This is a genomic window from Leptospira adleri, assembly GCF_002811985.1.
GTDB lineage: Bacteria > Spirochaetota > Leptospiria > Leptospirales > Leptospiraceae > Leptospira > Leptospira adleri.
In genome coordinates this window covers 1-24,670 of record NZ_NPDU01000007.1, presented here as the reverse complement: position 1 = coordinate 24,670, position 24,670 = coordinate 1, and the positions used below count along the sequence as shown (strand labels likewise).

22 protein-coding genes are annotated in these 24,670 nt (G+C 42.7%); 4 read left to right on the top strand and 18 right to left on the bottom strand.

What is annotated here, in order from left to right:
- Window positions 1-303: 303 nt before the first annotated feature.
- The 3 genes from CH376_RS03945 to CH376_RS03935 all read right to left on the bottom strand — a co-directional run bounded on the left by CH376_RS03945 (window position 304) and on the right by CH376_RS03935 (window position 2,924).
- Window positions 304-639: a rhodanese-like domain-containing protein gene (locus CH376_RS03945; protein ID WP_100786807.1), complete on the bottom strand. Its 336-nt coding sequence runs from the start codon at window positions 637-639 to the stop codon at window positions 304-306.
- A 94-nt stretch (window positions 640-733) separates the two neighbouring features.
- On the bottom strand, window positions 734-2,671 hold the full coding sequence (locus CH376_RS03940) for an ABC-F family ATP-binding cassette domain-containing protein (RefSeq protein ID WP_100786808.1): 1,938 nt from the start codon (window positions 2,669-2,671) through the stop codon (window positions 734-736).
- An 82-nt stretch (window positions 2,672-2,753) separates the two neighbouring features.
- Complete coding sequence (locus CH376_RS03935) at window positions 2,754-2,924, bottom strand: hypothetical protein (RefSeq protein WP_100786847.1); 171 nt, start codon at window positions 2,922-2,924, stop codon at window positions 2,754-2,756.
- A 527-nt stretch (window positions 2,925-3,451) separates the two neighbouring features.
- On the opposite strand from CH376_RS03935, the gene CH376_RS03930 reads away from it, so the two are divergent.
- On the top strand, window positions 3,452-3,898 hold the full coding sequence (locus CH376_RS03930; protein WP_100786848.1) for a DoxX family protein: 447 nt from the start codon (window positions 3,452-3,454) through the stop codon (window positions 3,896-3,898).
- Window positions 3,899-4,057: 159 nt separating this feature from the next.
- Here the strand turns inward: CH376_RS03930 and CH376_RS03925 are convergent, their stop codons facing one another.
- On the bottom strand, window positions 4,058-5,113 hold the full coding sequence (locus CH376_RS03925; protein WP_100786849.1) for a FecR family protein: 1,056 nt from the start codon (window positions 5,111-5,113) through the stop codon (window positions 4,058-4,060).
- A gap of 163 nt (window positions 5,114-5,276) precedes the next feature.
- Window positions 5,277-5,825, bottom strand: coding sequence for an RNA polymerase sigma factor (locus CH376_RS03920; RefSeq protein ID WP_100786809.1), 549 nt, complete (start codon window positions 5,823-5,825; stop codon window positions 5,277-5,279).
- A gap of 109 nt (window positions 5,826-5,934) precedes the next feature.
- Between CH376_RS03920 and CH376_RS03915 the strand changes: the two genes are divergently transcribed.
- On the top strand, window positions 5,935-6,771 hold the full coding sequence (locus CH376_RS03915; protein WP_100786810.1) for an LA_0442/LA_0875 N-terminal domain-containing protein: 837 nt from the start codon (window positions 5,935-5,937) through the stop codon (window positions 6,769-6,771).
- Window positions 6,772-6,779: 8 nt separating this feature from the next.
- Here CH376_RS03915 and CH376_RS03910 read toward each other — a convergent pair whose 3' ends face one another.
- The 3 genes from CH376_RS03910 to CH376_RS03900 form a co-directional block, all read right to left on the bottom strand.
- The gene (locus CH376_RS03910; RefSeq protein WP_100786811.1) at window positions 6,780-7,772 is read right to left on the bottom strand and encodes a DUF1554 domain-containing protein; all 993 of its coding nucleotides are present in this window, start codon (window positions 7,770-7,772) and stop codon (window positions 6,780-6,782) included.
- 295 nt (window positions 7,773-8,067) lie between these two features.
- Window positions 8,068-8,328 carry a hypothetical protein gene (locus tag CH376_RS03905; RefSeq protein WP_125231958.1) on the bottom strand — a complete coding sequence of 87 codons (261 nt, stop codon included), beginning with the start codon at window positions 8,326-8,328 and terminating at the stop codon, window positions 8,068-8,070.
- Window positions 8,329-8,559: 231 nt separating this feature from the next.
- Entirely contained in the window at window positions 8,560-10,581 is a 2,022-nt protein-coding gene (locus tag CH376_RS03900) for a hypothetical protein (RefSeq protein WP_100786813.1), read from the bottom strand.
- Window positions 10,582-10,752: 171 nt separating this feature from the next.
- Here CH376_RS03900 and gpmI point away from each other — a divergent pair, with 171 nt between their 5' ends.
- Window positions 10,753-12,393 (top strand): 2,3-bisphosphoglycerate-independent phosphoglycerate mutase, encoded by a 1,641-nt coding sequence (gene gpmI, locus CH376_RS03895; RefSeq protein WP_100786814.1) that lies wholly within the window; start codon window positions 10,753-10,755, stop codon window positions 12,391-12,393.
- Window positions 12,394-12,413: 20 nt separating this feature from the next.
- Here the strand turns inward: gpmI and CH376_RS03890 are convergent, their stop codons facing one another.
- The 6 genes from CH376_RS03890 to CH376_RS03865 form a co-directional block, all read right to left on the bottom strand.
- Window positions 12,414-13,646 carry an MFS transporter gene (locus CH376_RS03890; protein ID WP_100786815.1) on the bottom strand — a complete coding sequence of 411 codons (1,233 nt, stop codon included), beginning with the start codon at window positions 13,644-13,646 and terminating at the stop codon, window positions 12,414-12,416.
- 158 nt (window positions 13,647-13,804) lie between these two features.
- Complete coding sequence (locus CH376_RS03885; protein ID WP_100786816.1) at window positions 13,805-14,707, bottom strand: M48 family metallopeptidase; 903 nt, start codon at window positions 14,705-14,707, stop codon at window positions 13,805-13,807.
- The gene (locus tag CH376_RS03880) at window positions 14,708-18,490 is read right to left on the bottom strand and encodes a DUF2339 domain-containing protein (RefSeq protein WP_100786817.1); all 3,783 of its coding nucleotides are present in this window, start codon (window positions 18,488-18,490) and stop codon (window positions 14,708-14,710) included. It lies immediately after the preceding gene.
- An 80-nt stretch (window positions 18,491-18,570) separates the two neighbouring features.
- Window positions 18,571-19,158 (bottom strand): hypothetical protein, encoded by a 588-nt coding sequence (locus tag CH376_RS03875; protein ID WP_100786818.1) that lies wholly within the window; start codon window positions 19,156-19,158, stop codon window positions 18,571-18,573.
- Between the two features lie 247 nt (window positions 19,159-19,405).
- On the bottom strand, window positions 19,406-19,951 hold the full coding sequence (locus CH376_RS03870) for a YceI family protein (RefSeq protein ID WP_100786819.1): 546 nt from the start codon (window positions 19,949-19,951) through the stop codon (window positions 19,406-19,408).
- A gap of 15 nt (window positions 19,952-19,966) precedes the next feature.
- The gene (locus CH376_RS03865) at window positions 19,967-20,617 is read right to left on the bottom strand and encodes a hypothetical protein (protein ID WP_338063569.1); all 651 of its coding nucleotides are present in this window, start codon (window positions 20,615-20,617) and stop codon (window positions 19,967-19,969) included.
- Between the two features lie 236 nt (window positions 20,618-20,853).
- On the opposite strand from CH376_RS03865, the gene CH376_RS03860 reads away from it, so the two are divergent.
- Complete coding sequence (locus tag CH376_RS03860) at window positions 20,854-21,834, top strand: aldo/keto reductase (protein ID WP_100786821.1); 981 nt, start codon at window positions 20,854-20,856, stop codon at window positions 21,832-21,834.
- Window positions 21,835-21,963: 129 nt separating this feature from the next.
- Here the strand turns inward: CH376_RS03860 and CH376_RS03855 are convergent, their stop codons facing one another.
- The 4 genes from CH376_RS03855 to CH376_RS03835 all read right to left on the bottom strand — a co-directional run.
- Window positions 21,964-22,254, bottom strand: coding sequence for a hypothetical protein (locus CH376_RS03855; RefSeq protein WP_100786850.1), 291 nt, complete (start codon window positions 22,252-22,254; stop codon window positions 21,964-21,966).
- A 27-nt stretch (window positions 22,255-22,281) separates the two neighbouring features.
- Window positions 22,282-22,806 (bottom strand): RNA polymerase sigma factor, encoded by a 525-nt coding sequence (locus tag CH376_RS03850; RefSeq protein ID WP_420843522.1) that lies wholly within the window; start codon window positions 22,804-22,806, stop codon window positions 22,282-22,284.
- A 331-nt stretch (window positions 22,807-23,137) separates the two neighbouring features.
- Complete coding sequence (locus CH376_RS03840) at window positions 23,138-24,106, bottom strand: NAD-dependent epimerase/dehydratase family protein (RefSeq protein WP_100786824.1); 969 nt, start codon at window positions 24,104-24,106, stop codon at window positions 23,138-23,140.
- Window positions 24,107-24,191: 85 nt separating this feature from the next.
- A partial coding sequence (locus CH376_RS03835; RefSeq protein WP_100787927.1) for a TetR/AcrR family transcriptional regulator occupies window positions 24,192-24,670 on the bottom strand: 479 nt, incomplete at its 5' end.

Genomic DNA, 24,670 nt, shown 5'->3' with positions numbered 1-24,670 from the left:
TTAGAAAACTTCGAATCTCCGACGGACTTCATCAGTTCTCAATCTAAAGTTACGGATCAAAATGTTTTTGGAGCGAATGAAAATATTCAAAACGAAAGCATGGATTAAAGAAAAAGAACGCCGCGAAAAAAGATCTGCGCCTGACTTTATCCGAAACGTCCATTCCGAATCTTCGGGAAAAAAGGATCCGAATCCTTTTTAAAAGTTGAAAAAACATTTCCCTAAACTTTTTTCGAGTAGTTCCAGAATACGAAAAAGAGCCGAATCGCAGTTCCAACGGCTCGTTCAAAATAAAACCGGTCTTTAATATTTCGCGAGGGAGGAATCGACCTCGTCCGAATAAAGAAGAATTCCGCCTTCCACGTTATGCACCTTTGCAAACCCGGATTGTTTTAGAATTCCGCAGGCCATCGCGGAGCGTCCGCCGGAACGACAATATACGATCACTTCTTTATCCGATTCTTTCCAAGGTTTGATTTCGGAAAGACGGCCGGCAAGTTCTCCCACCGGAATCAAAAGATCGGTTCCTTCAATCGTGCTGATTTCCACCTCGTTCGGATTTCTTACGTCGAGAAGATAAAAAGAATCTTTCCCTTCTTTTCTGAGATCCAATCTTGATTTTAATTCTTTCGGTGTCATTTGAAATGGTTCCTTAACGTATAAAAATAGAATAGAATCGATAATGAATGATTTTCCAAAATCCTTTCTTACTAAATGAATTGTAAGTTTTTCATTAGACCGATCCGGAAAGTTCTTCCAACTCTAATTGAAGAGATTCCCAGTCTTGGGTCAAGCGTGAGATCTCATTTTTTGTTTCGTTCAAGTTATCCAATTCCAACTGATAACTTCGATTCTTAAAAAAGCCGGGATCCGCCAAAACTTCTTCCAAATTTTTTTTGGATTTTTCTAAAAGTTCTATTTTTGCTTCGATCTGTTCCAGATCTTTTTGAATTTTTTTGACACGATTCTTATCCGCATTCTTCTTAGAACGAGTTTGGGAAGGCTCTTCTTTTTTGAGGGAAGAATTTCCGTTCTGAGAATTGGAGGCGGCGGTTTCCTTCAGATTGTATTTCAGATAATCCGAGAAAGTGCAATTGAAATCGCGAACCTGACCCTTATCCACGGAGATGGTTCGATTGCAGAGATCCTTTAAGAATTCGGGATCGTGAGAGATTATCAGAAGCGATCCCTCGTAAGCCATAAGCGCTCTTCTGAGATTGTCCCGGACCACCAAATCCAAGTGATTGGTCGGCTCGTCCAAGAAGATCGAGTTCGCGGGATGTCGCACGAGAAGCGCCAGACGAAGTCGACTCTGTTCTCCTCCGGAAAGAAGACCTGTTTGTTTATAAACGCTGTCTTCCGAAAAAGAAAAGTATCCGAGTAAACTGCGGGCTTGTTGTTCGGAAAGATCAGGATAAGTTCCCATTACGGTTTGAAGAAGATTTTTGGAAGAATCCAATTCTTCGTGATGATTTTGAGAGAAATATCCGATCTTCGTTTTCGGTCCGTAATAGATTTTACCGGAAGTTAATTTATGAATTTCTAATAGACATCGCAAGAACGTTGACTTTCCCGCTCCGTTCGGTCCGACGACCGCAATCTTATCCCCCGCGGATATTTCAAGATTGGCTCCGCTGAAAATATAAGGAGGTTTTCCGGAATACGAAAACGCTCCGTCTTCGATTCTTGCGGTGATTCTTCCGGAGGAAATAAAATTGAATTTGTAGTCGGATTTGGAATTCCAAAAAGATTCCTGAGGGGCTTCGACACGATCCCGTTTTTCGAGTTTTTTAAGCGCGGATTGAACCTGTCTCGCTTTTGTAGCCTGTGCTCGGAAACGATCGATCCATTCCATTCTTTTTTTGAGATAGGCTTCCTCTTTTTCAAACTGAGTTTGAAGTTTTTCCTGAAGCTCGTTCTTGTGTTCGAAATATTCTTCTAATGTTCCCCTGAACTCGATGACTCCGGAAGGAGAAAGTTCCGCAATCGTATCGCAAGTGGAATTTAAGAATTCAGGATCGTGAGTCACCAAGACAAAAGATTGTCCGGTCGAATTGAGATAATCCGCGAGCCATTCTTTCGATTCGTTGTCCAAGTGGTTGGTAGGTTCGTCTAACAGGAGTAAGTTGCCCGGATTGAGAAGAGTAATCGAAAGGCCCAGACGGTGTTGATATCCTGGAGAAAATTCTTTCACCTTCATCGCCATCTGTTCGTTCGAGAAACCGAGTCCGCCCAAAACCTTGCGCGCTTTCGATTCCAACTCGTGAACTCCGTATGTAAATGCGTATTCCTCCAGAGAACTCTGCTCGTCCAAGAGAGAAGCAAACTCGGGAGAATCATGAGAAATGATCTCGAACTTATGATTGATCTCTTTGAGACGTTCGGAATATTCCCGATAGTGTTTATGTTTTCCTAATGCAGTATCGATCACGGATGCTTCCGGATCGAAATCGGGAAGCTGCTGGAATACCGAAATTTCTGTATTCTTAGATTTGGAAACGGTCCCATCGTCGGGAACGAATTTCCCTTCTGCGATTCGAAAGAGCGTGGATTTACCGGAACCGTTCGGACCGACAAGACATACGCGCGCTCCCGGCTTGATATGCCAAGAGAATCCCTCGAAAAGAACCGAGGAAGCGTATTGGTGTTTTATGTCGATGAATTGGAGCAAGGATCGAGAGATTTAGAAAGGTAGAAAAAAAGAGCAGAGCCGGAATCCGTCGAACCTCGACGGACCGGAAAAAGGAATAAAATTATTTCTTACCTTTTGCTGCGAGTTCTTCCAGTCTTGCATTCAAGTGCAGGATGTATTTGCTGGAATTTCCGTTCATCTTCTCTTTGGAAGTTTGGATTGCAGAGTTGATCTCGGCTACAGTCATCTTATTGATCTTTTTGTTTTTCTTTTCTTGTGTTTCTTCAGACATAGGTTTCCCGCCAAATAATCTTATGCCAGATTTTTCGCAATAGGCTGTTTCGACAACCGATTTTAGATTAGAATTCAAGGATTTCACTGAAAGAGCCGGATGTCGGAACTCCGGAAGCGATATTCTTTGAATGAAGCCAAACTTGATTCTAAAACTTGGAACCGGAGGAAGAGAAATCCACCGTTCCAAAGGAATGTAGGAACTCCTACATTCAGAAAAGTCTTTATGAATATAGGAGACATAGTTTTTCGCAATTCTACTCAGCATTCCAATCAAAAAAGAATCGGACCGGAAGAGAAAAGCCAAAGATCGACATAAAAGATTTCATTTTGTAAAATCTGATCTTTTGAAAAGAATCTGGTTTTCCTTTAAGAAAAAATGTAGGAAATCCCATCCTAAACGCGGATTTTCCATCGACCAAAATCAAACCCAGGTCGGAACTCCGGACTACTAGTCTTGATCTTCAATTTTTGATTTCTTTTCTATGTTCCAAGATTCAAAAAGGACGGAATTCGGAGACCAATACGATGCTTCCATTTCTTTCAACTCGAGAATCTTTCTCGCCTTTGTTTCTCCGGATGGGACTCGCGATTTGCATCTTCCCGCACGGAGCGCAAAAACTCCTCGGATGGTTTGGCGGGGTCGGCTTCGAAGCGTCGATGGATTTTTTTGTGAACACCGCCGAGTTCCCTGCGTTCATCGCTATCTTGGCGATCGTCTCGGAATTTTTCGGCTCGATCGCCTTGGTCCTCGGGCTTTTTACTCGCCTGGCTGCCTTTGGAATTACCTGCACTTTGGCCGTGGCGGGTTGGACTCATCGAGAAATCGGATTCTTTATGAACTGGTTCGGAAATCAAGGAGGAGAAGGTTTCGAATACCATATCCTTGCGGTTTGTATGGGAATCGCCTTGGTTATTTTCGGAGGAGGTTCATGGTCTATCGACTCTTGGCTCTCCGACCATCTCGAATTTTAATAAGAATTTTAGAATATCTCAATATTCTAAAATAACTTCCGCAAAAACAATCTCCGATCATACTCTTTCACTTTTCAATTTTAGCCTGCCCAAAATAAAAAACCGGAAGAAGGAAACCCTTCGACCGGTTCTTAGAAAGAATCTCTTTTAAGAATTCGATTAGTATTTAATCTTATCTACCGCTTCTTCATCCAAGATGTAAGAACCTTTCAAAGTCTGGACGACCAGCTTTCCTCTTTTTTGAGAAACCACAACTCCTCTCAACTCTCTTCCGTCTTTCATAATGATATGTTCGATACTCAGATCATACATTTTGCTCAATTCTTCTTCCGTCTTAGCGGTTTTCAGATTTTGAACGTCGGAAAGAAGTTCTCTATCGAGGGTTCCGAGATTCTTCTTCATGTCTTTGTATTCGGGACGAGTAGAATTCAATTTGGAAAGATCAATCGATTCCACCTCTCCGTCCTTATTTACGGTCACGAGTTTACTCGCATCCAAGATGTAAACTTTTTTAGAAGCGTTCAGAGAAGTCACTTCTACAGAACCTTCCGCAACAAAAACCATAGATTCATTTTCGGAAGCGTTCACTTCGAAAGAAGTTCCTCTCACCGCGGCAACGGCGGACGGAGTTTCTACGTAATAGTTACTTCCTTTTTTCTCTTTCTCGACTACGTTTAACAATCTACCGGACGCCAAATTCATACGAATCTGTGATCCGTTGTTGTCTCTCAATTCTTTAAGAATCAACTTGCTCTTTTCTTTTACGCGGATCACGCTGGAATCGGTTAAACCGATATCCACAGCCCCACCGGTTTTTGTAAGAATAATATCGGATTCGTTTAATAGATCGCCTTGGTGTAATTTGATTTCCACATCTCTGATTACGGATGCATCTCCTTTTACGAAAACCACAGCGGCTTTCAAAGGAGTTCCTTGTACGATTACTTCGGTTTCAATTTTTGGAGTTCGCAAGCTAAACCAAGCGCCTCCGACAGTTAATAATAATACTGCTGCAGCGGCGAGCCAGGCTGTTTTTGGAAATTGAAGAATTTTCGTTTCAGTCGAAACACTCATTATTTTGTCCTCCACGATAAAGCGAGGACTCTTTCCAATCCAATTGGGATCAAAAGCTGGGAGTTGAGATGATACGGAGTCCTTTTCTCTAAGGAGTCGCGCGTATCCTTCAAATTCGGGAGTATTAGTCTTATTTTCCATATTCATTCTGCCCAGGTCTACGATTCAATTCTGTCCCGCTTCCTGTTTGTTAAACAAACTAAGACGGGCTATTTGAGCTATTTTTTTCATTTCCGAATTTTTTTTACACCGCTGAAAAGAATTCTAATTATTTCAAACTATAAGACGGTAGGATTTCTATATACTATATATAGTTTCCAGCTTGAAAACCCCTTTTTTTCCCTTCTTGGGCGAGGGCTTTTTCCGCTCTTTCAATAAGCCTAGAAACTCCGGAAATACTCATTCCGAGGATTTTCGAGATCTCATCCAATTTTAAATCTTGCTGATATCTGAGAAGCAATGCCTCTTTGTATTCCGGAGAAATGGCTTCGAGGAGAGAATCCATCGTATTTTTGACATCCGATTGATCGATTTTCTCCATTACTGAAAATTCCGGACTTGGAGATTTTGAAGCGAAATTGTTGCCCGTATCTTCGCCTACTAAGGATACATTTCTTTGATAGTAAGACTTTGCGTGATTGATGATCAAGTTCCTTGCGATACGGAATAAGATCATCCGGCAGGACGTTGGATCGGGAATGTCTTTATTTTCATAGTATCGGAAAAAGTTTAGGAACGAATCGTGCAAAATATCTTGCGCAGAATTTTCGTCGTAAAACGATTTTTTTATATAATGAAATAAATCATCTTTGTTGTGGTTGTAGAGTTTTTCTAACTCGGATGTATGTGCCACAGTTATATAAGATCCCCGATAACTACTTGTTTTTTCAAGCAAAAAGATAATTTCTTGTAGAAAAGATGATGACTAAAAATTGATGGATAAGAACCGGAATTATAACTATATGTCTCGAACATTCAAAAAGATACTAATCTTTGCTGTATTTATCATATTTACAATTTCTTTACCAATTTCAGCAAGTACAGTCATACTCAAGAATGGAAAAACGATTCAGGGGAAAATAGTAAATCAAACTCGAACTGAAGTTCAAATAGAAGTAAACGGAAAAATACAAACGATTTCTAAGGCTGAAATTTCTGAAATCAATCTGAAAGATCCTAAGAAAGAAGATATAAAAAAAGTTACAACGACGAAATCTCCGGAGACTAAAACGGAAGAAATTCAAACTCCGTCCACATGGAAAGACAATAAATGGACGATTACTGCAAGGTCGGCGATACTTCCAGGATGGGGACTATGGAGAACCGGACAAAAAAAATGGGCCGTGATCAGCTTTGCATTGTTCGCCGGCGCGGCTATCTACGCAAATAATTGCAGACAACACGCCGCAGCGGAAGAAGCAAATTATAAATCGAATTCTGTTGCGATTACTGCTGCGGCATTTTTAGATCCGACTCTAAATCCTGTCACCTCGGATGAAGCCGTTCGAACCACTGCGCTCATAACAAGAGTATTGGTTACCGCCACGGCCACCAATCCTTACTTCAGCACCTATAATCAAGCGACCAACCAATACAATCAAGCTCAATGGCTCTTAGGAGCGGTCTATGGGTTGCAATTGATTCATACATACTTATTCGCAAAAGACTTTGAAAAGATGCAGGCTTTGTTCTCCGATCCGAATCCGGAAGGATGGAAGTTTAGCGCTTCTTTCGTAAAAAGTCCGGTCACGGGAGTGACCGAAATCACGCCTACAGCCGCATATACGGTTAAATTCTAAAATTCTACTCATTGCCTTATGCAGAAAAATGCGGAAGGGGTGGAACAAGGTAAACTTCCACCCGAAATCGCAGTCCCGGTAGTGGACGCCAAATCGCCGTAAGACGAATTCCCCGAAAAATAAGTCCAAGAACCGAACGTCGCCAAACAAGAGGTTCCCGAAGAAGTCCAATCCGAAGAAAGTCCGGTCCAAATTTTGCCCGTCGTTCCTCCGATCGAATTGGTCAAGGACTGAGAAATAAAGTTAAACGCCGGCGCGCTCGCGTGCGTTGTAAAAATCAAAGTTGTCGTGTCCGCTCGATAGTATCTCGTCTTCGACTTCAAAACCCAATTCGTAGTGCTCGTGCATCCCGGCGTGGTCGACATGTTACAGTTGGAAACGAGAGTCGCTTGTCTTTGATAAACGACAGAGGAAACGGTCGTACTTCCGGAGATCATGGCCTTGTAGTCGGTTCCGGTTCCAGGAAGACTTGCGGGTTTTTCGGCCGCGCAGTGTGCGTCCGCATTCTGAAATCCGTTAAAATCGCCCGTATAAGCAGCGCTAGTCACAAACGTGCATTTGTCCGCTTCGATCACAGAAAATGTAAATCGAAAGACTTGGTTATCGTTCCCGCGAATCACCTTCAAAACCATGTTATCCTCTAAACAGTTATTATCGATCGGAAGCAAAGCGATCGAAACCGCCGAATTCGAACCTGAAAATGTAAAGGAAGAAGGGGTCGCAGTCGGACCGGCTCCGGTCGTATCCTCCCAAACGAATTGATAACTCGTCGAATCATTGGAAGGATTTGTCAAAGTGAAAGAAACGGAAGTAGGAACTCCCTCATTCAAAGAAGTCGGAATCAAAGTAGAATTAAACGGAGTTGCGTTCGTGTTCAAAATGGCGGGCAGAATGTTGATCGCCAATCCGCTTCCCTTACTTGCGTCAAAGCTGATTCTTTCCGCTTGATTACAATCGAATAAAAGAACGTGCAAGAATAGAATGGAAAGCCAAGACCTCATTTATAAATCTCCCGTCTTCTCTTTGTTAGAGAAAGATTCGGATCACTTTATCATAAAAAGATCAAATTGAAAAGATTTATAAATCGAGAAATCGATAGAAGATTCTTTTTCTTCTCCATTGCAAAGGCCGAAAAAGATTTTTTTCGTTATTTTCTCTCACAGATCAAACGAGCCTGGCTGGCACAAGAAAAGTAATAACCGGAAACGGAAGTCGTAGTAGCTCTTAAACCGTAATATCCGTAACCGCCGCTTCCATCCGCATAGGAGGAACAATTGTAAGAAGCTCCGATCGGATTTACGATGAGGTTGGTCGAATTCCCGTCGGAGTAAGTAAACTCGTAGGCGAGACCGTCTGGCTTCCAGCCTTATCGGCCCAAGCAAATTGATACGTCTCGTTGTTTTCTTTACGGGTTTTTAAAGTAAGAGTGATCGAAGTCGATTGACCTGCGTTCAGACTTTGAGGTAAAACCGTAAGGTCGAATGGATTTTCGGAAACGGGAAATATCACAGGAAGAATATTCGCAAACATTCCGATTCCACCCTTGAACATATCCATCTCTATCCTTTCCGCGTTGTTACAAGAAAACAAAAATAAGAAAATTCCAATAAAACAAAATCCGAGCGAACTACGCATAATTCACCATCTCGACTTCGGAAGAAATTTATATACAGACCTTTGAAACGGAGAGAATCCGGATTAGAAAAAAATTTTTTACAAAGACTTCAAAACATTAGAATTCTGGAATCCGTTTTATAAAGAATAAACCAATCTTATAAAAATAATTTTTTACGCGGAGATTTTTTCTTTCCCTTTCGCTTTTGTTATTTCTTTACGAAAGGTTTCATACGGATCGTCGGTTTCGTCCGAAGCCGCCACTTTTAAACTTTTCGTGGAGGAACTCGGCTGATCCGGTTTGGACGCAAACCAGGAATCCACATATTTAACGACTTTCGAAATTTTTTCATGAAGCAATTCTTCTTCCTTGCTTCTCACTTTATGTTCTAAAAGTTTTTTTCTTTCGGCAAGAATCTTATGTATTTCTCTCGCGCGTGAACGGAAGGATTCGTCCGCGGGATAGATAAGAATAGAATCCGTTTTGTCTCCGGCCGGATCCGGAATCAGAACGAATTTCTCCCGATCGACGATTTGCTGGATCATTTCAGGCGTATATCCTTGAATTTCATACAAGACGTCTTTTAAAACGGGAGGAACGTGTTTTTCAAAGTAGAATCGATTGAGCGCCTCCGAAAGTTTCGATCTCTGTTCCAATAATCTGATTCTTTCTTCCTCTTTTAATTTTTCCTGAATCTTCGCCTGTTCCGCCTTCATCGCCGTTTCCCGATTTTTTGTACGGAGTAAAGATTGCTCGGAACGAATCTTATCTTTCGCAGTTTGAAAAAACAAATCCTGAAACAACTTTGCGATTCCGAAGAGATCTAAAATCGGAAAATACCAGGGAAAGTATTCAACGTATCCTTTTCGAAGAACCTTTCCGTAACTCTTGACGAATTCTTCGTCTTTGAATATGATCCGGATCGAATCTTCGTTCTGTTCGATAAGATTTCGAATGCTAAGAATCTTCCAAGCCTCGACCGAAGGAACGAGCGCCAGACTTTTGATAATCGCTTTGACCGTCTCCGGTTCTCTTCTTAAAAAGGAATGCATCGTAATTCCCTTCGTTTCCCAAGAAGAATAAGCGATGTGAATGTCCTCCGTCAGTAGCCTTTTGAGTTCACCGGGGAAGGATCGAAATTCTTCGTCGGTGATGAATAGAACGAGCTTATCCCATCTTCCTCCGTGTTTGGAAAGATGATCGCTCATCTCGTGAAAACGAGTTCGAATCTGATCGTGATAAGAATGATTCAAAGAAGATTCGATTTCTTCGTTCAAACCTTGGATCAAAGCCACGCCCATAAAGTTTTGTTTTTGTTTTTCGGAATCGGATCTCAAAGCCCTTTCGATCACTTCCGCCCTTCTCTTTCCAAAAGAAGAAGTAGGAGCTAAAGACGGATCGTTTTTATGAACTCTTTCTTCGTGTGCGATCGTAGTAAACTCGTCGGCGATCGCCCATTTGTATTTCGGAAAAATCTTCTTCTGATGATATTCGTCCACAAGCTCGAATAAACTTTGAAGTTCTTTGACCTTTACGATCAAATATCCGTAATCGGGAATTTCACGGATTCTTCCCTTTTTGATCAATCCATCGGTGATTTCGGAAATCATATCCTTTGCATATTCCGGATTGAGAGGAATGTTTAAATACGGCGGTTTGAAATAAATCTCCGGATTAAAAAAGAGTTTTAGTTTTTGAACATTCTCGCCTTTCGAATCGGCTTCCAAATCTTCCCAAAGAATCTCCTTACTCAACGGAGGCTTTGTTTCCAAATACGTCAGAATCGAGTTGATGGAAAGATCGATGAGAGAAAGATAAAGACGAGTTAGATCCCCGAGCTCAGCATCGGGATAAGCAACGTAACAAGGTTTTAATCTTAATTCGGAAGTCGCGGGATCGATGCAAAAATACGCAAACTGAAGCGCCACTCCGTCTTCCAATAATCTTTTGATATGAAATACTACCTCCGCGGAGGTGAGCTCGGAGGCTTCCGGAACTTTTGAATCTACTTGAAAGAGGTTTTGAGTTCTTGCGTTCTTATAACTAGTCTGAGAAACAACAGCTTTGTAGACGGAATGAGTCAATCGGTCATTGAGATAATAACTGACCACTTCGTTGATTTTTTTAACTTTTAAAAAAGTTAACTGCGTCGAGTTTGGGCCAGCCAACGCTTGATTTAAAACCGGTTTCGACATCGCCTCTCCAGTGTTAGACTATTGAAATGAGTTTGAGAATTTTCGGAAGGCTTTTCGATTGTTCAACTTCATTTTTTCTTTCGATCGGGGAAAGGGAAGCAAATTTCCAAGTTTTTTTCGTATTTGATTCTCTTGACTTCATTGATAGGCGGCTGGTTCCATGAATCTAACATGAAGCTCACCAAGAAATATACCTTTCGGTCTAGAAAGGCGCTACTCGTTATTTTAGACGGGGTCGGTTATTCCCCACGAGGCGCCGAATTCGGAAACGCGATCGCAGGCGCTCATCTTCCTTTTCTAAATCGTGTCTGGAATCAATTCCCCACGATTCACATTCAAGCGCACGGAAAGGCCGTGGGGATGCCGTCCGACGAAGACATGGGAAATTCCGAGGTAGGACACAACGTTCTCGGCTCCGGAAGAATTTTCGATCAAGGTGCAAAGCTCGTTTCCAACTCGATCGCAACCGGTTCCATCTTTCAAGGTCATGCTTGGAAAGAAGTCATAGGGAACGTGAACAAAAATAATTCCACCTTACACTTATTAGGTCTTTTTTCCGACGGAAACGTACATTCGCACATCGATCATACAAAGGCTTTGATTAAACAAGCGGTCGCGGAAAAGGTTTCCAAAATTCGTCTTCATATCCTTTTGGATGGAAGAGACGTTCCCGAAAAATCCGCATTAGATTATTTGAATCCTTTTGAGGAATGGTTGAACTCTTTTAGAAAAAACGGAACCGACGTCAAAATCGCGTCCGGCGGAGGTCGTATGACGATTACCATGGATCGTTACGAAGCGGATTGGTCGATGGTAGAAAGAGGCTGGGCGGTTCACGTGAAAGGTGACGGCAGAAAGTTCTCCTCCGCAAAAGAGGCGATCGAAACTTTTCGTACGGAAGATCCGAAAGTGATCGATCAATATCTTCCTTCTTTTGTGATCGCGGAAAACGGAAATCCGGTCGGACAAATTTCGAACGGGGACTCGGTCGTATTCACCAATTTCAGAGGAGACAGGGCTATCGAAATCTCGCTCGCGTTCACTCAAAAAGAATTCACTAAGTTTAACCGGGGTCATCTGCCTGATATCGTCTACGCGGGAATTATGCAATACGACGGAGACTTAAAACTTCCGGAAAAATTTTTAGTCGCTCCTCCGGCGATCGATCGAACCCTCGGAGAATATATGGCCAACTCCGGAGTCGCACAATACGCGTTATCCGAAACACAGAAATACGGACACGTGACTTATTTCTGGAACGGAAACAAAAGCGGTTATTTCGATCAGAAGTCCGAAGAATATAAGGAAATCCAATCCGACGTGATTCCTTTTGACCAGAGTCCGGAAATGAAAGCGCTTTTGATCACCGAGGCTTTGGAAAAAGCCCTCACAGAAAATAAGCAGGATTTTTACAGGGTCAATTACGCCAACGGAGACATGGTAGGACATACCGGAAACTATCCTGCCACCGTAAAGGCGATGGAATTTTTGGACGGTTGTGTGGAAAGGCTTTGGAAAACATGCGAAAAACAGAATATCGTTTTGATGATCACGGCCGATCACGGAAACGCGGACGAAATGTATCAGCTCGATAAAAAAGGACACGTGGAAAGGGACGCAAGCGGTCATCCGGTTCCTAAAACGAGTCATACCTTAAATTCGGTTCCTTTTTCGGTCTTAGACCCCGAAAACAAACTCAACTTGAATTCGAAAATCAAAGATCCCGGTTTGGCTAACGTAGCTGCTACGATCCTTGATATCATGGGATACGAAACTCCGGAAGGATACCATTCTTCCTTGATCGAAAATTAATGCGAAGTTGCGCTTTTTGCCTAACGAAAGGCGCGAAGTTTCGCGAATGAAAACGCACAGAATATCGAGCAGACTACGATAAATCCTCCCGAAAATCCGATGGACCAGGGTTGATCATAGATGTCGGCGAGTTTCCCCGTAATCAGTCCGGATATCGCCGGCGTCGCCTGAAAAACAAGACTGTAAAAACTCATAACTCTTCCTCTAACGTTATCCGGCGTTATGATCTGCAGAGTCGACGGAATAAGAGCGCTCAACAATCCCCCGAGAACTCCGACAAAAAGTAAAAGAAAAGAGGAAACGATCGTAACCGGAAAGTTTGCGACCGCAAAGACGGTAAGTCCGGAAAGAAAGGTAGCGACCAACATCGTATGTCCCCGATGAAAACGATCGTGTAAGAGCCTAGCGCCGATTCCTCCGATCAGTAATCCTAGACCGAGCATTCCCATGTATAATCCCCTGCCTCGTTCGCTTAACAATAGTATGTTTTTCGCAAATTGCGGCAATACCACCTGCATCGGTCCTACCATAAAAATTGCGAATACGGTAAGAATCAAAAGCTCGATCGACAAAGATTCGGATCGTAAGAAAACGAATCCCCGTTTTAATCCGAACCAGATCGTTTCTTTTTCAACGTGAATCGTCTCTTTTATCTTTACGAAAAGGAGAAAGAGATATCCAATAAAATATAACCCCGAAATAAAAAAGAACAGCAGAAACCATTCGTATTTTTGTTTGATCAATCCCACAAACATGGGCGCCAATCCAAAGCCGATAATGATAAGAATATTTAGCATCATCGTCGCCTTTGCGGTGTCTTTTGCATCGACCAAATTCCCGAGCAAAGTCAGTCTGCCGGGAATAATAAACGTAAGCGCCAAACCGTTATAAGCCGAAAGAAGAATCAAAACATATCTTAACTCATAATTCATTTTTCCGGATAGGATGAGAATTCCCAATACGATTCCTGAAATAATAAAATTCGTCTGAAAAAGATATAGTATTTTCAATCGAGAATATCGATCCAAAATCGCGCCTACAAAAAAACTAAACAAAATCGTAGGAGATACGTTCGCAAAAAAAATGGAACCTGCGAAAGTTTGAGACCGGGTCAAATCAAGCGAATATATGATCAGCGTATAGTTAAACATATTCCCTGCAAGAAGAGTGATCGCGGTATTGATATAAAAATGGATGAGACTCTTTTTGGGAGAGAGTCCGGGATTCAAAGATGAAGATTGCTTTTCGGTCATTTATTTTTTCCTAAGCCGTTTCGGCTTTTCGTTTTTACGGATTTTGATTCGCATAAGGATCGACGCTCGAACGCAACCGATCAAAGCGGCGCCGAGTTCAATACAATAAAAAGATTAAGAATCAAAAAGGAGAACGAATGAAAAACCGAGAACCGTTATCAGGATTTTCTGCCTTCAACCCATTCTTCTTCGTAATCTTTTTTTTCAAACGTAATTCTGGATTTTAAATTCCGAACTCCCTTGTAACGGCGTTCTTCCGGATGATTCTCCCACCAGAGGTTCGCCTTTTCGGAAAATTTTTCCCTTCTCAAATCCATGTGCGGATGAGATTGAAAGTATTCGCTGAACAATTTCGCTTTTTTGGATCCGGTTTCCGGATCGTATTTTTCCAATCTCAAAAATGCGAGGCCGACTCCGTTCGGGTCGTAAGTGGTGTTGAGAATCAAATCATAAGCGTACTCGTCCGCTTCGTCCTCTTGCGTTTTATTATAAGCGTGTCTCGTCATCACTTGAAACGCGAAGTCAGCAAGTTTGCCTAACGTATCGGTTCCGATTTTTTTCGACAATAACTCGAATCGAATGCCGTCCATACAATGTGATTTTTCAATATGTCCGATTTCATGCGAAAGGACGGAAATCAGTTCGTGCTCCGACTTGAGAGTCGTCAGCAGTCCTCTCGTAACAAAAATAACTCCGCCTGGAAGAGCGAATGCGTTCGGAGATTCTTCTTCCATGATATAAACCGTATAATCAAAAGGCTTTTGTTTGTACGTCGTAAGAGACGTTATCAACTGATTTAGATAATCGTAATCTTTATCACCTTCGTTCCTGAGTTCGGAAAAGCGCTCTCGAATCGCATCTCCGTATTCTTTTTCATCTAAAGAATCAATCGACAACACCTTGGTCAAGGCCCGATTCATGGTTCGAATCGGTTTCCCGAGAATCTGATAAAAAGGAGCTAACGTGGAAGTTCTTTCCGTTCGGATCTGTTCCCTATACAACAAAACCATAAGAACTCCGCCGAAAACCAAAATTCCTATAAAAAAAATCAATCGTTTCATTCAAAACCGATCCCGGTATTTATTATAAATCGTATTCATTAAAAGCAATATACTTCCAACTCCCAAAAAGACAACCGCCTTGAGGATCGTGCCCGCGGAGGACAAATCGTGGAACACCAATCTTCCTACACAAAACAAAAGCAGGCCGAGGGAGAGATATCGAAACCAGGATTCTTTTAAAAACAATCCTAAGAGAAAGATCAGAAAGGCGAGCGTCGACCAAAGAAGAGTGAGAACGGCGCTCGAAAAAGACCAATACAAGAAAAGAAAAATTCCTATAAAGAAAGGATAATATACGATTCCGTTTAAATAAGATCCCGTCTTTTCCGAAATTCCCTTTAAAAAACCGAGTCCCTGCGGAAACGAAATTTCTTCCTTTCCATAACCTCGATAGGCTCTGTAAACGAACAGGAACAAAAGAAGAATCGTCAACAACCCTGGGATCCACTTCGCCTGAAACCATTGCGCCACCGGATTGTCCTCGGTGGAAACGATGAAGGTAAGATAAAAACACGCTACTAGATGAAACAGAATTCCGTACCAGCGAAATCGCGAAAGTGATTCCGATTTTCTTATTCCTATCTCTAAAACAAAAAGAGCCGCGATCGCAAACGCCACGCTCACCCAAGATTCGTTTATCGTCGAATAAGAAATCAATCCAACGAAGAAGAGGCAGCCTTCGGCTAACAGTGGAACTACGATTTTCCAAAAAGAAACGGATTCCGTTTCCTTAATATTCGAAGTCGCCCAATAGATCCAGACGATAAATCCGAGCAAACCCACCCAGTGCGCGGCGGAAAGAAAACCGATAAACAGATACGAAGATTGTAAATCCACATAAATATAATGACCCGTGAACGCTATCAAACCGAACCAAGAGGCTCGTTTGAGAAAGTCCGAGAGAATTCCGACGGATAACGAATCGGTTTTTCTCGTGAAGAACCGACCCAATTCCAAAAAGGAAACCGATAAAAGCGCCCAGGCCGGCCCTACGACGAGGTTGGAAATCGGCGAAAGAATATCTTTTGCGTAGATATAAACGCTGAACACAACTCCGAAAATTCCCAAATAACCCGGCAATAAATTATAGAATTTTTGAAAGAAGCGGAGCGGCGTTATCCAAATCCGAGTCCATCCTATAAAGCGGGATTCCAATCCTTCCAGACTCAATTTCGGAAAAATAAAAAAGATCGTGCCGAGCTGAACAAAGACGGAAACGATCTGAAATCCGCGCTGCTGCCATGGGAATTCGTTTCGAGTGGCGAAGACGGTGGATTCTCCTCCGAGAAAGATTTCCACGTTGGTCCATATAAAGAAAAAATAAACATACAGCGCGAATCTTTCGGTCTTAAGCGATTTGATCCTCGACAGAAAGAATAAAATCAAAGTGGCGAGCGCCATCGCAAAAGAAAGAATTCGTCCCGGTGTTTCCGTATAAATTCCGATCATAACCATCGCAATCAATAGTTCCCAGAAAAGCGGTTGCGCTGATCCGAGCCACGACAGTGTCGAAAATTCTTCTTCCGGAAACAAAACCCAATAGAGAAATAGGGAAGCAGCCAGAATCTCGATCCAAAAACGGGCCGGAATTCCGAAAAGAATCGAAGACGTTTGAAACTCCACGGCAAAATGTCGGAATAAAAATAATCCTGCTAATACGAACGCGAGAATATAAAAGGAATGGAATAGTCTCTGCTGTTCGACGGGTTTTTCTTTTTCATTCTTATGAGACCATTTTCCAAACTCGAGATAAAGAAGTGAAAGAAGAATCGCAAACGGTCCGAATAGAAGCGAACTTTTCTGATCGAGATAAAAATAAAAAGTAAATACGAGATGTCCCGTAAAGCCGAAAAGCCCAGGCCAAAAAACGGAAGTTTTTCCCTCTCCTATTCTGCAATTCTTTAGATAGACGAGAAACGGAAGAAGCCATGGAAGAGATACGATCAGAATTTTCTCCGCGTTTTCATCCGTCGAGGAAACGATCGTTTTCCAAAGAGTCAACGTGACGAGAGGGATAAGAATCCAAATCGTGAACAAAAGTCTTCCGGAAGAAAGTCTTTCTCTTAAAACGAGAATGACGCTTAACAAAATCGAAGGAATCCAAATTCCGTATGTTTCCTTGTAGAAAAAAAGATAAAGGGAAAATAATCCGCCCCCGGCTAACAACGCCATGGCGGTCGTCAATAAGGAAGTCAGAGACAATTCTTCACGAACGATCGGAAACTTTTTTTCCAAAATTCCTATAAAGCCGATCAGAGCGAGGATCAATAAACCGTAGCCGATCCGAGTCGCATGAGCTTCCTGAACGATCAGTCCGGGATCCGGTGATTGGAAAAATTCTTTGTAGGAAAAGAAAATCAAAATTCCAAAAACGAGAGTCGTAAGCGAAAGAGATACTCTCTCCAAAAATCGATTGTCTTCCTTAAAACAAATCCAAGAAAAGATAAGAATTTCCAGGGCCAAGATCGCGACGATGGAAAGATTTCCCATGTTCCAGAGATGAAACGAAAATATTGCGAGAACGATCAAGGACTGAGAAACCAACCGATCGGTTAAGAACAGCCAAGAGATCGATTTTCGTTTCGCATTGGCGGAAAGAAACCAAACTAAGCCTGCGGCCAAAAACAATAGGATCGTACTGTATTTCGAGTTCTGAGAATAGCGAATCAAGCTGATTCCCAAATAAGACCAGTTGAGAAGATGACTGACCAAAGGAAACAATTCGAATTCCTTTTTTCCGTAGAGAGTTTCCCTGTAATGAACGAGTAACGCGCCGCAGAAAACGGGAAGAATACAAAAAATCGGGAAGACTACTTCCAGTCCTACGGGCTTTGAGGCGGAATAGATTTGATGATTCCAAAACAAATGAGCCGCGAAAAATCCGGTGCTCACTACGAGCAGATGTAATTGTCTTCGTCCGGAATAGTTCCAGATAACGCCGGGCAGACAAATCAAAGCTGTAACGCCTAACGTAAATCCGGATGCCTGAGGAATCGAAACCGAAACCAACCCGAGAATCGTATGCAAAGAAGCGAATGTTTCATTCTTAGATCGATATCCCGTAAAAAGATTGACGAGAATTCCTAAAGTCAAAACGGACAAAGCGAAATAAGAATTCTCCAGCCATTTCAAAGTTTCTATGTATCCGCTTCCTAAGGAAACGAATAGAAAAACCGCAGCCGCACTGCTTCTGAGAGCGAGCGAGATCGTTGCAAACTCCGATTTTTTCCCGAGCCAAAATGATAAACCGAAAAGGAGCGCTGCAAAACCGAGAACAAGAAGACAACGAAAGAACGCGGAAAGGATGAATAACGCGTAGATTCCTAAAAAGCTGATTCCCGCGACTAGAATCACCGCTCCCAAAATTCCGGTCCAATTTTCCGAAAGCGGCTTTTCTATTTTTTTCCAGAACTGAACGAGAAAGCCCGGCTCCCGCGGGGTCGTTGGCGCAATCGGTTCCGGTTTTGAAATCGAAGACGTGGACTTTGTCTCGGCAGGAACCGTCTTAGCGGGCGTAGGAACTTTCGCTTCGGTCTTGATTTCGATTTTTTCCGGAGGAACTTCCGCGGGCGGAATCCTCTTGGGCTCGACGACGGCTTTTGTTTTCGGAGTTTGTTCTTCCGAAAAAGCCGCCTTTGTTTCGGGTTGTTTTTCTTTTTTAAGAGTTAATTCTAAAATGCGGATTCTGGATTCTAATTCTTCAACCTGTCTTTTTAAACCTTTCGATTGAAAGAACGTATAAAGTCCGAATAATAATAATACGAATAGGAAGAATGGTTCCAAACGAATGCTCCGGGAGGAATCCTCCCGGTTGATCCTTTTTAGTCAAACCAAACTAAAATAAAAAATAATTTATCAACGAATCAGAACGGCAACAAAGCTCTCAACGGAATCGTAGCGTTGGGCAGCCACATCAGGATTCCCACACCGAAGATCAAGATCAGCCAAATCAGTTTTTTTCCAGAAACGGGAGATCCGCTTTTCTTTTCGGTTCGGACATACCAGAAGATACAAATCAGACTGAAAACAAATTCGATCAAAATGGCGATGTGTGGAAAATTCAAATACGAATTTAAGGAAACTACCATCGAGTCCGGAGACAAAAGCTGGTGTTCGAATCCCACGATCAAATCGCATAACACGTGAAAGACGGTTAAAAATCCGCACCAAAAAGAGAATGTTCCGTTCTTATAGATCGCATAGACGACTGCGGAAACGATTCCTCCCTGAAAAAAAGCCGGAATTAAATTGTGGCTATACGTCATCTGCACTTGCAGGTTTTGAAACGTCGCGTCCAGCAATGAAGATGGAATCGCGGGTTCGATTCCTACAAACGCCAAAAACAACCAAAGAAACTCGGGTATATTCGCACAAAGCAGAAGAATCCAGAAAGGATATTTTTTTAATCTGCTATAAGGGATAAGCGCGGAAGCGTAGTGGCCTAAAATCATATTTCTTTTTTCGTAACCACGTAGTTGATCAAATACATTCCGAGAAAATAAAATAATACGAGCGTAACGATCAGTGAGGACATGATTGATTAACTCCGTTTTGAAAATAAAAGAGGCGAACTGAATTGGCTCCTAAAAGATCCGGGTGTCAAGAAATAATTCCTAATTCTTTTCTTCGGAATTTTTAGAAGCCGAACAGAAGCGGACTCCGCCGTTTTTCCCGAAATCAAAACGGCGTTTCGTATCGTTAAATCTTGATCAAAAAATCGTATCCGATTTCGATCTCTTCCTTGGCCTTTACGAAAAGTAAAGAAGGTCTTTCCAATTTAAAATCGGAAAACTTGATATCGAGCTTTCCCGAAACTCGGATTTGTCCCGCGTCTTTCGGTTCCACTTTTGCGGGAGAATCGAAAGATTGAGTAACTCCGTGGATCGTTAGCTTCCCTTTGATCGAATAAGATTCTCCCGATTGAGTAACGGATTCGATAAGCACAAGAATTTCGGGAGTATCCGGATAACCCAGAATTTCCAAAATATGCGAATCCCGACTTTCATCGCCGGTATGAAGTTTTAACACGGGAACTTTGATTTGAAAAGGCGAACCGAGTTTGTATCCGCTTCCCGCGGCTAAAATTTTCGGAGAATCGATTTGAACTTCCTTACAAACTCCGTGCACTTCTTTCATGGGATGAATCGCAAAAAAAGTGATTTCCTTTTTTAAGACATCGGATGCAAAACTCGGAAGCGAAAACAAGATCAGAGTCGCAAAGGCGATACGAGTGAGATGTTTCATTTTGATTGAATTTCCTTAAAATGTGATCACGAGCAATGACAAAGAAAGAGCTCCGAAGCCGGCCCATCCTACCTGTTGCATATCTCTCGCGGCTTCCGGTCCGTGTTTTTCTATTCTTTGACCTAAGGACGGCAGGAGCAACATTGCGGCCAAGTGAATCGGAATCAATGCCTTGTGCGCGAAGATCGGACTATAGATGTTCACGTCCGAGTCCTCGGAATCTACGATTCTTTTGGGAGCGAAGTAGGCAAGGCCGGCGGTGAGAGTGTACATTCCAAATGTTGCATACGCTAATTGTTTATGAAAGGAACCCGAATTCTTCGCTTCCCATTCTTCCTGAGATTTGAGAGCCAAGTAAAGCGGAAGATTGTTGGCGGGATCCTTGAGTAAAAAATAATCGGCGGCGATGCTGTTTTGATTCAAACCTTGAAACGCAGCCACCGCGTAAAGAGGATCGTTCGCCGCGTATTCCGGATGCGTGAGAAGCAAAACCTGCGCGAACTCGTCCGATTTTCGATAGAGACTATCCTTTGCCTTTTCTCCTTCCAGGTTTGTCGCCAACCACAGACCTAAAGTAATAAAGCCCGAAATCTGATGCCATTCCAGCATATTTCTTCTTTTTATAAGATCTTGTTTTGTGGGTGTTTCCGTTTTGGAAGTTTTCATTTCCTGCGGAGCGGCAACCTGCGCGTTCAATGCGGATACGCCTAACAGCGACAATAAGAGAAACATACAAATCCATTTTCGATTCATGAAACTATTCCTTGACGGTTTTGGAATTTCAAATCAGTATAAGAACCGAATTCAGTTTTACAACAAGATTCTATTCTTACCTTAAAAATATAAAAGTTACAATTTAGATTTCTCAACATGAAAATTTACGCAAGGAATGTCTAACAAAGATGACGTTATTAGGAACACAAGGTTTGAAAACATCCAGGCTCGGCTTAGGTTGTATGGGCATGAGCGAATTCTACGGAGCAAGAGACGATTCCGAATCTTTAAAAACTCTGAGAAGAGCGTATGAACTAGGAATTACTTTTTGGGATACGGCAGATATGTACGGCCCTTATATCAACGAAGAATTACTGAGTCTCGCTCTCAACGGTATTCGTTCGGAGATTACGGTTGCGACGAAGTTCGGAATCGTAAGAGATCCGGCCGATCCTTCCGTGCGCGGATACAACGGAACTCCGAAGTATGTGCAGTCTTCCTGCGAAGCGAGTTTGAAAAGACTGAAGATCGAAACGATCGATCTCTATTATATGCACCGTCTCGATCCGAACACTCCGATCGAAGAAACCGTAGGCGCAATGAGCCGCTTGGTGGAACAAGGTAAGATTCGATACGTCGGCCTTTCCGAAATCAATTCGGATATATTAAAAAGAGCGAATGCAGTTCATCCGATCTCCGCAGTTCAAAACGAATATTCCCTTTGGAGCAGAGAACCGGAAGACGATATTCTGGAAGCGTGTAAAAAACTCGGAGTCGGTTTTGTGGCTTACAGTCCTTTGGGAAGAGGGTTTTTAACCGGACAAATCAAAAAGTTCGAGGACTTCGATCCGAACGATTACCGCAGAATGTCTCCTCGTTTTCAAGGCGAGAACTTTGCGAAAAATCTGGAGCTCGTTCAAAAAATCGAAAGTCTCGCAAAACAAAAAGAATGCAAACCTTCTCAGTTGGCTTTGGCCTGGGTTTTGGCGCAAGGGGAGAATATTGTTCCGATTCCCGGAACAAAAAGAATTCCTTATCTGGAGGAAAACTTCGGAGCCTTGAAGATAAATCTGACCGAAAACGATCTAAAAGAAATCGACTCGATCGCTCCGAAAGGAATCGCAAAAGGAGCACGTTATCCGGAATGGAAAAAGAATACGGTTAGCTGACTTTTTCGTTTCATAGAGATCCTTGTAAGTCGTCGGAAAGTTCCGAAAAGCGTCCTGTAAAAAGCGACGCTCTTTTCCGGGTTTTCCGAAGAGATACCGATATGATCCAAGTATTGCAACTTAAGCATCTTATCTTCCTTCTTTCGATCCTCTTTCTTCCATACGGCGACGAACTCTTTGTTTCCAGCGTCTTCCTCTTCCGTGACCTCCCCTATGCCATCCGAATCCGGGTTTGATCAGAAGGTGAGACAACACGAGAAGTCCGCAAGCCTGCCAGTAGTCGATCGTGGTCAGACCGAAAATAGCCGGCATCAACCAATTCCAGAGTTGCCAAACAAGAGCTCCGATTCCGAAAACGATGATCGGTATAAAAAGAAGTCTTCCTAAAAAGAATCCCCTTCTGCATCGATGATGTTTCATTTCCGATTCCATGTTAAATTCCATCCTTTAAAAGTTTTCGAGGAATAAGGATTTTAAATCTTTGAGTCTTCGATTTAAGAATTCTTTTGCATACGTCTTTCGAGCCGAAAGAGTTCCTTCCGGAATTCCGGTTTCTAAAGAGAGTTCTTGAAACGTTTTCCCCTCGAAAGAATTTTTAACGAATGCGAATTTCTGATCCGCGGGAAGCTCGTCGATCGCGATCGAAAGTTCTTCCAGAAGAAGAGTCCGATAAAATTCTTTTTCAGGATTGGGGGCCGTGTCCGGAAGAAAAGAATCCAAGGAGAATTCTTCACCTAACGCAGATATACGATATTGTCCGGATTTTCGTTTTCGATACCAATCCTTGACCTTGTTTCGCAAGACCGCGTAAGTGTAAGCGATCATGTTTTCGATCTCGCCGGCGGCGTTCATTTCACCGAGAGCGGACACGAAAGATTCTTGAAGCAAATCCTCGGCCTCTTCCGGATCCGCAACGCGATACCGGATCCAAGCGAGAATCTTTCTTCTTTCCCTGCGGTAGAATTGTTCCAATGAAGCCAAAGTTTTTCTTGATTCCTCGAAATCGAAGTCGTTTGAAACGGGAAATCCCTGGATTTTTTTTTAGAGCCGAAATCGTTTTTTGAGAAATTCTCAAGAGTAATCGAATCGGCTCTTTAGGAATCGAGGTGCGCTCAAATGAGATCGGAGTTCGCGATCCTTTCAGGAATTTTTCTCTGCGAGTTTTTTGGACGGAACTCCGAATTCAAAAAAGTCCCCTATGATATCCAAAGGAGGACTTCAAGTCCTCGGCAAGAAATAATTCAGAAAAACCCTTTGTCGAAAAAAGATTTGGAAAAGAACTTTTTTCCGGCAGAGTAAAAATTCAAACTTCGAGAAGAGGCATTTCCGCCAAACCTTGACGAACGGTAAGAATCGGTTTGTAATCGAGGTCTTTTTTTGCGTTGTCGATTTTGATCGTACAATCTCTCGACATAATGCTCGCGCTAAACCGCGTAATAGGAGGTTCGTTTTGAATTCTAAAAAATTTCCAAACTCCTTCTATGATTCTTGCGAGAAAACGAGCCAGCCAACCAGGGATCGAACGGTTCGGCGCCGTCACCTTCTGAGTCAAAAGGAGGGAACTAAGAAAATTACGAAATTTGAATGTTTCATCGTCGGTGACAAAATACGCCTTTCCGCCTTGGCCTTTTGAAAGAGAAAGTTCGATCGCATGGACCAAATTGTAGATATGAGTCGTATTGGTGAGAGCGTTTCCCTGATCGATCCAAGAAAAACTTCCGTCAGCGATCATCTTCAAAAGAACGGGAAGAACCGTCTTATCTCCCGGACCCCAGATCAGACGAGGACGGAGGGAAAGAGTTTGCATTTCGGAGGAATTCGCTTTCAGAACCAGTTTTTCCGCTTCAGCCTTGGTGCGAGAATAAGGAAAGGGAGAATTTTTCTTCGGGTACGGATAAGATTCATCGATATCGACCATCGCTTGACCATAAAAAAGAGCGGCTTCCGTTCCGATAAAGATAAATCTTTTCACTCCGGCTTTACGCGCGGCGTCCAAAAGCTGGGCCGTTCCTTCCACATTGATTTTCCAAAAATCCTCAAAAGGTCCCCATTGTTCCACATAAGCTGCGCTATGGACTACGACATCAATACCCCTTAACGAATCCGGATTGACTGAGTTCAACTCCGAGCGGACCGGTTCTCCGCCGGCTTTTCGGATCACGACGTCCGTTTTTTCAGAACGAGACATCGCCTTTACGGAATGATTTTTAGATAGAATGCGAGTGGCTGCCCCACCTACAAAACCGGAAGCGCCGGTGATAAATAGATTCATTTTTTCTCCTTTTCTCCTTTGGAAATGACTAGATAGATCGTTCTACTAAATCAATTGGAATGATAGAATCGGTCAAGGAAATTTATCAAATAGGAATCAATGTATTTAAAACGCCTTCCAGTTGCTTTCTAACAGTCTTTAAGGGCTCGATGCTTCGGTGGGCTCTGCAAAGCACCAAAGCGCCTTCTACGGTAGCTAATACCAGGATCGCAATGGATTCCACTCGAGATTCTTGCATTCCGGACTTGAGGAGAAGCGCTTGGAGAAGATTCTGCCACCGGAAATATGTCTCGGAACATACCTTTTGAATTCGGTCGTTTTCAGCGGCGACCTCGAGGACGACCGTCGCAATTGGGCATCCTTTTTGAAATCCGGATTCTTCCAATTCCTGCCCGAGATGATCGGTAAATTCTTGAAGAACTCCGAAAAGATCGGTGTGATGAGTGACCGCCGCCGCGATTTGTTTTTCCAGCCGTTCGCCCGCGCTTGAAATCGCGGCGGCGGTCAATTCTTCCTTTCCATTGGGAAAATGATGATACAAGGAACCGCTCGGAGTATCGCTTA